Consider the following 10,304-nt stretch of genomic DNA (forward strand, 5'->3'; position numbering starts at 1 on the left):
TTATGATCAGGATTTCCCTCTGAAAACTCAATACAACCACCAATCAACCAAAAAACTTAAGTGCTTATAACCCTAACGATCTAATGGGAACTAGGGTTAATACATTAATTTTCAAATACAGATAGTAACATCTACAGAGGATGATGAAAATGATTAAAAAGCTTAGTAGGAGGAATTATCTATACGCTCGGTTTCATTCTAACCGTCATTAGGCCCCCAGTAGATAGAGTTGCCTGCATGACCCTCCCAGGGGGAGAAGTTTGCGAAGGAATTAATATGTTCTTCTTACTCCTTGAAACTGGAATTGTACTAGTAGGGGCTACCTTAATAACCCTCGGTCACAACTTCAAGAGCAAATGCAAGGAGAGAGGGTGGATTTTTCTTGCGGGTGGATTAGGAATAGGGTTCATTGGAGGATACTCAAGGATTTTAGAAGTAGCACTTTTTGGAGCTATGCTCGTAACTCTTGGTGTCATGGAGGTGAGAAAATGAAGGCCATTGTTGTTGAAGATCTTGAGAAAGACTACGGTAAAGTTAAAGCCTTGAAAGGCATATCTTTTGAAGTCAAAGAAGGAGAAATTTTTGGGCTTATCGGCCCTAATGGAGCTGGGAAAAGCACCACCCTCAAAATTCTAGCCACCCTACTCGTCCCAACTGGAGGTAGGGCAGAGATATTTGGATATGACGTTGTGGAAGAGGCTGAAGAAGTTAGAAAGTTAATAAGCTACCTTCCAGAGGAGGCGGGGGCATATAAAAACTTGACTGGGTACGAATATCTAGAATTCATGGCCAAACTTTACGCAAAAACTGGAAAAGATTATAAAAAGATGCTTGAGACAGGTGTAGAGCTCAGCGGGCTTGGAGAGAGGTTAAAGGATAGGATATCTACATACTCCAAAGGTATGACGAGAAAGCTTTTGCTTGCAAGGGCTTTAATGGTCGAACCAAAGCTTGCCATATTGGATGAACCTGCAAGTGGGCTAGACATAATCAACGCATACTCCATAAGACAGACAATAAAACAGTTCGCAAGGGAGAAAGGGATAACTTTCCTACTCTCAAGCCACAACATGCTTGAGGTCGAGTTCCTCTGTGATAGAGTGGCCTTGATAAACAAGGGTAGAATCGTGGAAATTGGAACTCCTAAAGAATTGAAGGAAAAATACAATGCAGAAAACTTGGAAGAGGTTTTCATGTCAATTGTAGGAGGGAAGAAAGTTGAGTGACTTTTGGGTTCTCGTAACGAAAGAGCTTAAAGATCTTCTGAGGGATAAAGGATTGATTTTTGGAATCATAATAGTTCCTCTCATCATATATCCCGCCCTGGGACAAATGCTACAGGTGGGATTTGAGCAGGCTCAAGAAGAAACTAAAGTCGTTCTTGTTAACTTTGATGAGGGAAGATATGGTAATTTACTTATCAAAGCCTTAGAAAGCGCACCCAACGTAACTGTAACAAAAATAGAAGCTAAAACCCTTGATGAAGCTCTCAAAAAAGCCCAGGATGAGGAATACAACATGATCGTAATAATTCCCAAGAACTTCTCTCAGGCCATAGAGAGTAATCAAAAGGCCAACGTTGAAATCTATGGAATAATCAAGGGGATAAGTGGAAATATGAGAGAAGCTATAAGCGAGGGTAGGATAAATGCAGTAATTTCAATTCTCAACGAATATCTCGCAAAGTTAAAGATAGAGAGAAGAATTGAAGGAGATCCAGAGGCAATTTTAAAGCCTATTGATGCAAAGCGCTATACAGTAATCAAGGGGCGCATCGTTGAAATCCCTCCATCTGTTGTATCAAATATAATAGCCTCTCAATCATTCTCCATGCCCCTAGTGATATTCATCATGATCATGCTAGTTGCTCAAATGTCCGCTGGGAGCATGGCCATGGAAAAGGAAAACAAGACATTGGAAACCCTATTAACGTTGCCCGTAAAAAGGATAACCATTGTAGCGGGAAAAATGGTGGGTACGGCGATAATTGGAATTATAGCGGCTATCTCCTACATGATCGGAATGAGGAATTACCTAGGGAAGTTAACCTCTTCAGCTCAAGTTAGCATTACACTTGAAGAGCTCGGCCTTAAAATAACTCCTCTCGGCGCAACACTATTCTTAATTATAATCTTTCTGACAATGGTATTCACACTAAGCTTTGCAATGCTTTTAGCTGTCTTTGCGGAGGATACAAAGACTGCAAATACTGTAGTTACCGCAGGAATAATGCCTCTAGCCTTTCCAACGTTCATACTAATGTTTGCAGACGTAAATACACTACCCACTGTTCTCAAATATCTCCTCCTCGGAATTCCCTTCAGCCACCCGATACTTGCGTCTAGAGCAATGCTCATGGAGGAATACTCCACGATGTACGTGAGTGCTGTATATCTAGGAATATTGTCGGCAGTGACGCTATTTGTAACGGCAAAATTCTTTACCACAGAAAAGCTTCTCACAGCAAAGCTTAGGTTCATGAGGAAGAAAGAGTAACTATTATGACGAAAAGTTTTTAAATTCATTTTTTAGGAATGCTAATGGGTTGCCCCGGTGGTGTAGCCCGGTCAAACATGCGGGCCTTTCGAGCCCGCGCCCCGGGTTCAAATCCCGGCCGGGGCACCAGAAGTTTACTATTCTTTCTTAAAACTTAAAACAAAAGGATAAACCAAATAAAAAGAAAAGCTAGATGTTCTCCCTCAAATCTATAATGTGCTCCAGTTCTGGACCCGTCTTTATTAAACCTACTGGAACTCCAACTCTCTCTTCAATCTCCTCAATAAACTCCTTTGCCTTCCTGGGAAGCTTATCGTAATCAGTAATTCCAAAAGCTTCCTTATCGTACTTATCCAGCATTGTAACAGCGAGCATTGTGGCACCGTTAATTCTAGCAGCGTATCTAGCCATCTCAAAGTCAAACCATCCTACCCTCCTTCTCCTCCCAGTAACAGTTCCATACTCGATCAATCCAAGCCTATCCGCTTCTTCCATTGGCATCTCCGTGGGGAAGGGGCCAGCACCTACCCTCGTTGGGAAGCTCTTAAAGACAACTATCACATCATCAACTCTCGTAGGCCCTATTCCGACATCACTTGCAACTGCAGAAGCTGTAGTGTCCTTTGAGGTAACATAGGGATAAGTCCCATAGTAAAGACTCAAGCCAAATCCCTGGGTTCCCTCCACTAAGACTAGTGCCCCCTCATCTAATGCATCATTGACCTCTGCAGCAACATCCGTAAGATAAGGCTCCAACTCTTTAATGTCCTTTGCCTGCTTTGCCACCCTCATAACCCTGTCAGCATTAGCAGGCCCACATCCACTTCCGGTTGTTCCTATGGTCCCGTGAAGATACTCACTTTTTCTGTCCATTTCCTTGTGCTTTGGCTCGATTATTGCACACCTGTAATCTATTCCAACTCTCTCAGCAACATTGAAATCTTTTAAGTGCTCGAGCTCGTAGAAGAAGACCTCAGGGTCAACTAAAACTCCAGCCCCTACAAGAAGTCTAGCCTTTGTCTGCATAAACCCAGTGGGTAACTGTCTCACAGCATATTTCTTTCCATTTATAAATACGCTGTGCCCTGCGTTTGTTCCAACGCCACCCCTTGCTATGATCTCTGGTTCATCGTGAAGTGCAAGATAAGCTATTATTGACCCCTTTCCCTCATCTCCCCACTGTCCACCAACAACAATTACACTTGGCATCGTTCTTACCCAAAGCTAAGTCAATAACCCCCTTAAAACACTTACGGAATAAACATTTTTACGTCAAATAAATGATGACCACCAATCATTTATAACTAAACTTATGAAGAATAAGAAGGGAAGGGAAAGCATGAGAATTCTCCTAGTAGGTCATTACCCTCCTCACAAAGGTGGCGTGGCTAGGCATGTTAAGCAGTTAAAGGAGTGCCTAGAAAAGAGGCACGAAGTATATGTGCTCACATATGGCACCGTGGCCGTTGAGAAAGAAAACGTATATGCAGTTAAGGTTCCAAACATCTTTGGTATAAGGGGCACCTCCTTTGCATTGTTAGCGTCAAAGAAGATTGTCAAGCTTCATGAGAAGTATCACTTCGATTTGATTCATGCCCACTATGTTGGAACCACAAGCTTTGCGGGAGTCCTTGCAAAGAGAAAGACAGGGGTTCCACTGGTAATTACGGCCCATGGAAGTGACTTAGAATTCATGTCTCGGCTTCCCTTGGGAGGATACTTTGTTAAAAAATCCCTTACAGAAGCAGATCACGTAATTGCTGTGAGTCATTACTTAGCGAAAAAAGCTTTAGAGATTGGAGCACCTAGAATTTCAGTAATTCCAAACTGGACCGAGTTGAGTGGAGAAAGCGAGAAAAAGTACATACTCTTCCTGGGAAGAGTTGCAAGTTACAAAGGTATTGAAGATTTCATAGAGCTTGCAAAAAGGTTTCCAAGAGAAGAATTTGTCGTTGCGGGAGATGGGCCACTTCTCACAAAACTTAAAGCGAAAAGTCCACCCAACGTCAAGTTTTTAGGCTATGTCCCAGCGGAGGAAGTGCTTAAAAAAGCAAGAGTCTTAGTGCTACCTTCAAAGAGGGAAGGGTTTGGATTGGTTGTGATTGAAGCAAACTCATTTAAAGTCCCAGCACTAGGAAGGAACGTAGGGGGAATTAGAGAACTGATAAGATTTTCAAAGAACGGCTACCTCTTTGATGATCTTGAAGAAGCTATCACATATTTAGAGGCACTTTTAATACCAAAAGTAAACGTAAAGTTAGGTTCTATAGGGAAGAGAGTTTCCAAAAAGTATTCCCAGGAAAAGATGTGCAAAAGAGTCGAAAAAATATACAGAGAGGTGATCTCATGACGATAGTAATAAACATGCGAGAGAAATTAGATGAGAGAAAGCTGAGGGTTGCAGCTAGGTTAATAAGAGAAGGAAAACTTGTCGCCTTCCCCACAGAGACTGTGTATGGTCTTGGAGCTGATGCATTGAATGAAAAAGCTGTAAAAAGAATATTTGAAGCCAAGGGGAGACCAGCGGACAACCCTTTGATAGTTCATATAGCTGACTTCTCCCAGGTTTACGAGCTAGCCAGGGAAGTCCCAGAAGAAGCTAAAATGCTAGCCAAAAAATTCTGGCCTGGCCCACTAACTATCGTTCTTCCCAGGAGGGAAATAGTTCCCGATGTGACCACTGGAGGCTTAGATACGGTTGCAATAAGAATGCCAAAAAATGAGATTGCCCTAAAGCTGATAAAGCTAAGTGGAAGGCCAATTGCAGCTCCCTCAGCAAACATTAGCGGAAAACCCAGTCCAACTACCGCAGAGCACGTGGTGGATGACTTCTATGGAAAGATAGAGTGCATAATAGATGGAGGGGAAACCAAGATAGGAGTGGAGTCAACTGTTATAGATTTAACGGAATGGCCCCCTGTACTTCTAAGGCCTGGGGGCTTGCCCTTAGAAGAAATTGAGAAGGTCATTGGAGAGGTGAGAATCCACCCGGCAGTATTTGGGAAAAAGGTTGACGTTGCAAAGTCTCCGGGAATGAAGTACAAGCACTATGCCCCCGATGCAGAGGTAATAGTCGTGGAAGGGCCTAAAGAGAAAGTTAGAAGAAAAATTGCCGAGCTGGTTGAAGAGCTCAAGAAGAAAGGAAAGAGAGTGGGCGTAATTGGTTCAGAAAGCTATAACGCCGACGAATTTTTCTACCTGGGGGAGACTGTGGAGGAAGTGGCAAGAAATCTCTTCAAAGCATTGAGGTACATGGACAAGGCAAAGGTGGACATAGTTCTAGCGGAAGGAGTTGAGGAAAAGGGACTTGGACTAGCTGTAATGAACAGATTGAGAAAAGCTGCTGGGTACAAAATCATTAAGGTTGATTGAGATGCACTTCATCAAACATTTTGGAGAGGAGCTAATTGCCCTAAGCAATGCTCCCCATAGGGGAGGTCTTACCAAGGCAATGGGTTTCTTCTTCATGAAAGTTGAGAAGAACTACAGGGGAGACTACAAGAGGGATTGCCTGGAATTTGAAAGGAAAAACGGGTTGAGAGGTTTTGTAGGCTTTATGACAGCGGTGGATATAGAGAAAGTTATAGCAGTAAGAAAAGTAGGGAACGTTGAGGTTTATTTAACTGCAGGAATTTCAAATCCCGCAATAGCTGGAGAAGAACCAAAACCTTGGAAACCTGGGACGATAAATATGGCCATTGTTGTTAATGAAGGACTAACAATAGGAGCCATGACTAATGCAATAATGACTGCCACTGAGGCAAAAACTTACACGCTCCTCAAGCTGGGATATAATGCCACTGGAACAACCAGCGATGGTATTGGAGTCTTTGCCAGGCCAGGGAATGTTGAGTGGGCAGGAACTGCAACAAGGCTAGGATTTGAAATCGGAAAGGCCGTGAGAGAAGCCTTAGAGGAAAGCATAAAGAAATGGGAGAAAATGAATAGATTTCTTTAGGGGCCTTTCAGAACTTATAATCACTTAGAGGAGATAAGCTTTCTGTAGAGCTCTTCAACTTTCCCAACAACATCTTCTGGAGAGAAACCGGCCCTAACTGCAAGCCAAGTAGCTCCTCCTGCACCTACTCCCTCCTTCACGTATCCCTTTTCATAATCTCTTAAACCCTTAAACTCGGTCTTTGAAAAGTCCAAATCTGCTGCGTAACTTATTATTCCAATTTCCCTAGCAGTTTTGATGAAGGTAGCACTCTTGTCCTGCACAACCCATCTAGTAGTGGCTATCATAAACCTGTTCAGATCCTCTCCAACTCCTTTCAATATTGCCGCCACTGCAAGCATTTGGGTTCCCCCAGCTAACACTATATCGCCTTTAAATCCTAAGGACACCCCAACGACAGTTGCCAACATTGGATCACCTAACTGGCGGAGAGCTTCCAGGGGATTTTCCTTAAGTCCACCAAACTCTATTCCAGCCCTCTTAAACCCTTCTTCAATGACCTTTCTCTTTAACTCCTGGGGATTATTGGGAGAGGCCGAGCTTGTTCTCCCCTCATACCCTAAAGCCCAAAGAACCGCCTGGGCTGTTGTCGTTCCCCCAGGCGTAGATTCTCCAATGACAAGTTCTTCAACCCCACTTTTCTCCAATTCTTGCCCAAGAAGTTTAGACCTCTCAATTATTTCCTCAACTTCTGGAAGAGCAGGTTCTCGCCTAAAATCCCTACCAACTATGGAACTTATATGAACGTGAAGAACCTTTGGAGCTAAATAAGTTCCTCCCCTAACCACCAAAATCGGGAAATTTGCCAACTCTCTAGCGGCTTTAGTTATTATCGCCGGCGTAGGGTGCCCTTCAGGAGTAACTGGAATGGCATCTATTATCTTAGGCTTATCGTAGAAGAGGTATTCAGCATCAGCTGGAGGAGTGTACTTCGTAAGTTCAGGTGTAGCTCCAGCCACGCTAATCCCCGGAATTAGGCTAATTTCAGTATTTCCAAGAACTAGAAGGAACAATGACTTCATCAAACCACCGATGGATTTTTTATCCATTAATTTAAAATTGTTGTGATGACAAGGGTGTACCACATAGTCAAGTTCCAAGATGGAAGTGCATACGTCCTCTTTGACGGGTGCAACTGGAAATGCAAGTACTGCGTATGGAGGGAAGTGACACGATGGAACCTCTGTCTACCGGAGGAGACAAGGAAAAAGTTAGATTACATGTGGAAGGAAAGGAAGGTCAGATATCTAACTGTTGAAGAAGTACAAGAGATTCTAGAAAAGGAAAAAGTAAAGGCAGCATTTCTTGGAGGAGGAGAGCCAACACTTGACCCAGAACTAAAGCCTCTAATAAAATCGCTTACCAAGAAAGGGATAAAGATCTGGCTTATAACAAATGGAGAAGGGTTGGATGATGAAATTGTTGAGATTGTCCATGGAATAACCTTTAGCATAAAGGCTCTCGATGAAGAGTTGCATAAAAAGCTCACAGGGGTATCTAACTCAAAGGTTCTGGAAAATTTCAAGAGATATGCAAAGACTGGAAAGGTTGTTGCTGAGACCGTGTATGTCCCAGGGTTCGTCGAATGTGAAGAGATCATGAGAATAGCAGAATTCATAGCTTCAATAAATCCGAACATGACCTTAAGGATAGATCCCCTAGTTCAAGGCACGAATTTAGACGAAGTTGATAACTGCATAGAGAAGGTAAAGAACATTGTCAATGCATACAGGATAAAGGTAAAAGGAGAGATAAGGCCGCCCAAACTTCTCTACCCGGTGGTGTGAGAGATGGGGAAAGCTTTAATGATTCAAGGAACGATGTCAGGAGTAGGAAAATCTTTAATAGCAATGGCACTCTGTCGTATATTCTCAGACTTGGGCTACGATGTTGTCCCGTTTAAAAGCCAAAATATGAGTCTAAACTCGGCCCCCAGCATAGAAGGAGGAGAGATAAGCAGAGCTCAATACCTCCAGGCCATAGCTTGTAGAAAAAAGCCAAGCATAAAGTTTAACCCAATCCTGCTCAAGCCCGAGGGCAATATGAAAAGTCAAGTCGTATTCCTTGGAAAACCTATTGGGAGTGTTTCTGCTAGAGATTACATGCTTTCAAGGAAAGTAGAGTTATTTAGGAAGTCAATGGAAGTGTTGAGGAATCTCATGAAAAAGCATGACCTCGTTATAATAGAAGGTGCCGGAAGCCCCGTAGAGATTAACTTAAAGGATTATGACATAGCTAACATGAGGGTTGCGAGAGAAGTTAATGCCCCAGTTATTTTAGTGGCAGACATCGACAGGGGAGGGAGCTTTGCCCAAATAGTGGGAACTATGGAACTGCTCAACGAAGAAGAGAGAAACCTTGTGATGGGATTCATATTCAACAAATTCAGAGGAGATCCCAGCTTACTTTATCCAGGCTTTGAATTCCTGGAGAAAAAGTATGGAAAGCCCGTTCTAGGTGTTGTTCCCTACATCGACCACAGGCTTCCAGAGGAAGATTCACTAACTAAGTTTCCCAAGGTTAAGGGAGAAGTTCACGTTCAGATAATAAAACTCCCCCACATAAGCAACTTCACGGACTTTGAGCCTTTACACTGGGCCAATGGAGTTGACTATGTAACAAGGGCTGAGGAAATAGAGGGGGATGTAATAATAATCCCAGGGAGCAAGAATACAGTTGGGGATTTGATTTGGATGAGGGAGAATGGAATTGAAGATGCAATTATTGAAGCCCACCGTGAGGGTTCTTTCGTTGTTGGAATTTGCGGAGGATTTCAAATGCTAGGAGAGAAAATTGTCGATAACGTAGAGTCCAAACGGGGGGAGGTTAAAGGAATTGGCCTTTTACCATCAAAGACGATCTTTGCAAGGAAAAAGAGAACAAATCATCTGAAGGCCGAAGTCCTATGGGAGCCTGCCAAAGGAATGGAAGTGGAAGGGTACGAAATTAGATTTGGAAGATCTATCACAAAAAGGCCGTTTTCGGTCATTAAGTGGGTAAACAGGAGAAGAGTGGAAGAGTTCGAAGGTGCGGTGGGGGAGAGGGCCTTTGGAACTTACTTGCACGGAATATTCCATAACTTTGAGTTTACAGAGGTATTTCTAAATCTGATAAGGAGAGAGAAGGGACTTGAACCAATAAAAATTCAGGGATGGAGTATTGAAAATGAGATCGATAGATTTGCAAAGATCGTTCGTGAGAGTATAGAAATAGATTACATTACCGAATTCCTCGGCCTTTAATTATTTTTGCTATCCTCTCCGCAAGCTCCAGCTCCCTGGGAGTGTTCACATTGAGGGCTAAGAGGGGATTTGAAAAAACGAAGAATCTTTCTCCTCCCGGGGCAACACCATTAATCCCAACTATAGCATAGCCCATATAAGAGTAAGGCGTTAAGTCTTTGGGAACAATTTCCAAAGGCAAAACTCCAGTTAGGCTCACCTTTCCATCAAACTCTTTAAGTAGGGAATATACGTCAGAGGCCTTGACAAAGGGTACATCTGAGGATAGACTTACGAAGGGGCCAAGTTCCCTTATCAACCATTGAACATCCTCCACATATCCTCTTCCTGGAGTTTCAAGAAATTCGATACCTTCCCTTAGACAAAGCTCCCTCGTCCTAGGAGTATGCTTCGACAAAGCTACCAAAACCTCTCCAACAGTCTCAGCCTGCTCATAGATCCAGAGAAGCATCTCCTTCCCTGCTATCTTTAGAACAGGTTTTTCTCTTCCCATCCTACTGGATCTCCCACCGACACTGTCAGGATAAGCAGTGGGACGTTAGGTTTAAGTTTCTGATACCTCTTCAGAAAAGGGGAGAGAAATGAGGACTGAAACCATTATTTACTTA

General features: G+C 43.0%; 10 protein-coding genes, 1 tRNA gene and 1 pseudogene. 9 read left to right on the forward strand and 3 right to left on the reverse strand.

Annotated features, from left to right (window positions below; all coding sequences use genetic code 11):
- Window positions 1–237 precede the first annotated feature (237 nt).
- The 4 genes from PWP39_RS08825 (at window position 238) to PWP39_RS08840 (ending at window position 2,625) form a co-directional block, all read left to right on the forward strand.
- Entirely contained in the window at window positions 238–492 is a 255-nt protein-coding gene (locus tag PWP39_RS08825) for a hypothetical protein (RefSeq protein WP_288073479.1), read from the forward strand.
- Window positions 489–1,226 (forward strand): ABC transporter ATP-binding protein, encoded by a 738-nt coding sequence (locus PWP39_RS08830; protein WP_014835108.1) that lies wholly within the window; start codon window positions 489–491, stop codon window positions 1,224–1,226. Before PWP39_RS08825 ends, PWP39_RS08830 begins: the two co-directional genes overlap by 4 nt.
- The gene (locus tag PWP39_RS08835; protein ID WP_288073480.1) at window positions 1,219–2,496 is read left to right on the forward strand and encodes an ABC transporter permease; all 1,278 of its coding nucleotides are present in this window, start codon (window positions 1,219–1,221) and stop codon (window positions 2,494–2,496) included. Before PWP39_RS08830 ends, PWP39_RS08835 begins: the two co-directional genes overlap by 8 nt.
- 51 nt (window positions 2,497–2,547) lie before the next feature.
- A tRNA-Glu gene (locus PWP39_RS08840) sits at window positions 2,548–2,625 on the forward strand.
- Window positions 2,626–2,685: 60 nt separating this feature from the next.
- On the opposite strand, the gene PWP39_RS08845 is transcribed toward PWP39_RS08840, so the two are convergent.
- A complete protein-coding gene (locus PWP39_RS08845; protein ID WP_288073481.1) occupies window positions 2,686–3,705 on the reverse strand; it encodes an adenylosuccinate synthetase in 1,020 nt (339 codons plus the stop codon).
- Between the two features lie 130 nt (window positions 3,706–3,835).
- On the opposite strand from PWP39_RS08845, the gene PWP39_RS08850 reads away from it, so the two are divergent.
- Genes PWP39_RS08850 through PWP39_RS08860 form a run of 3 tightly spaced genes read left to right on the forward strand, consistent with a single transcriptional unit; the run spans window position 3,836 to window position 6,454 of the window.
- Complete coding sequence (locus tag PWP39_RS08850; RefSeq protein WP_288073482.1) at window positions 3,836–4,846, forward strand: glycosyltransferase; 1,011 nt, start codon at window positions 3,836–3,838, stop codon at window positions 4,844–4,846.
- Window positions 4,843–5,868, forward strand: a complete 1,026-nt coding sequence (locus PWP39_RS08855; protein ID WP_288073483.1) for an L-threonylcarbamoyladenylate synthase — start codon at window positions 4,843–4,845, stop codon at window positions 5,866–5,868. The genes PWP39_RS08850 and PWP39_RS08855 overlap by 4 nt, the downstream gene beginning before the upstream one ends.
- A gap of 1 nt (window position 5,869) precedes the next feature.
- Window positions 5,870–6,454 (forward strand): adenosylcobinamide amidohydrolase, encoded by a 585-nt coding sequence (locus PWP39_RS08860; protein ID WP_288073484.1) that lies wholly within the window; start codon window positions 5,870–5,872, stop codon window positions 6,452–6,454.
- A gap of 20 nt (window positions 6,455–6,474) precedes the next feature.
- Here PWP39_RS08860 and cobT read toward each other — a convergent pair whose 3' ends face one another.
- Window positions 6,475–7,476: a nicotinate mononucleotide-dependent phosphoribosyltransferase CobT gene (gene cobT, locus PWP39_RS08865; protein WP_288073485.1), complete on the reverse strand. Its 1,002-nt coding sequence runs from the start codon at window positions 7,474–7,476 to the stop codon at window positions 6,475–6,477.
- A 45-nt stretch (window positions 7,477–7,521) separates the two neighbouring features.
- On the opposite strand from cobT, the gene PWP39_RS08870 reads away from it, so the two are divergent.
- Both PWP39_RS08870 and PWP39_RS08875 read left to right on the forward strand, forming a co-directional pair.
- Window positions 7,522–8,241: a radical SAM protein gene (locus tag PWP39_RS08870; RefSeq protein WP_288073486.1), complete on the forward strand. Its 720-nt coding sequence runs from the start codon at window positions 7,522–7,524 to the stop codon at window positions 8,239–8,241.
- A gap of 3 nt (window positions 8,242–8,244) precedes the next feature.
- Window positions 8,245–9,696: a cobyric acid synthase gene (locus tag PWP39_RS08875; RefSeq protein WP_288073487.1), complete on the forward strand. Its 1,452-nt coding sequence runs from the start codon at window positions 8,245–8,247 to the stop codon at window positions 9,694–9,696.
- Here the strand turns inward: PWP39_RS08875 and PWP39_RS08880 are convergent.
- Window positions 9,674–10,207, reverse strand: a pseudogene (locus PWP39_RS08880) (NTP transferase domain-containing protein); the annotation flags it as partial. The gene PWP39_RS08875 and the pseudogene PWP39_RS08880 sit on opposite strands and share 23 nt — an antisense overlap.
- Window positions 10,208–10,304 lie beyond the last annotated feature (97 nt).

It is taken from the genome of Pyrococcus sp. (assembly GCF_030153625.1).
Taxonomy (GTDB): Archaea; Methanobacteriota_B; Thermococci; order Thermococcales; family Thermococcaceae; genus Pyrococcus; species Pyrococcus furiosus.

Coding starts and splice junctions, on each gene's coding strand:
- PWP39_RS08870 (WP_288073486.1), top strand. CDS start 7,522: ATGACAAGGGTGTACCACATAGTCAAGTTCCAAGATGGAAGTGCATAC.
- PWP39_RS08845 (WP_288073481.1), bottom strand. CDS start 3,705: ATGCCAAGTGTAATTGTTGTTGGTGGACAGTGGGGAGATGAGGGAAAG.
- PWP39_RS08850 (WP_288073482.1), top strand. CDS start 3,836: ATGAGAATTCTCCTAGTAGGTCATTACCCTCCTCACAAAGGTGGCGTG.
- PWP39_RS08830 (WP_014835108.1), top strand. CDS start 489: ATGAAGGCCATTGTTGTTGAAGATCTTGAGAAAGACTACGGTAAAGTT.
- PWP39_RS08855 (WP_288073483.1), top strand. CDS start 4,843: ATGACGATAGTAATAAACATGCGAGAGAAATTAGATGAGAGAAAGCTG.
- PWP39_RS08860 (WP_288073484.1), top strand. CDS start 5,870: ATGCACTTCATCAAACATTTTGGAGAGGAGCTAATTGCCCTAAGCAAT.
- PWP39_RS08825 (WP_288073479.1), top strand. CDS start 238: ATGACCCTCCCAGGGGGAGAAGTTTGCGAAGGAATTAATATGTTCTTC.
- cobT (WP_288073485.1), bottom strand. CDS start 7,476: ATGAAGTCATTGTTCCTTCTAGTTCTTGGAAATACTGAAATTAGCCTA.
- PWP39_RS08875 (WP_288073487.1), top strand. CDS start 8,245: ATGGGGAAAGCTTTAATGATTCAAGGAACGATGTCAGGAGTAGGAAAA.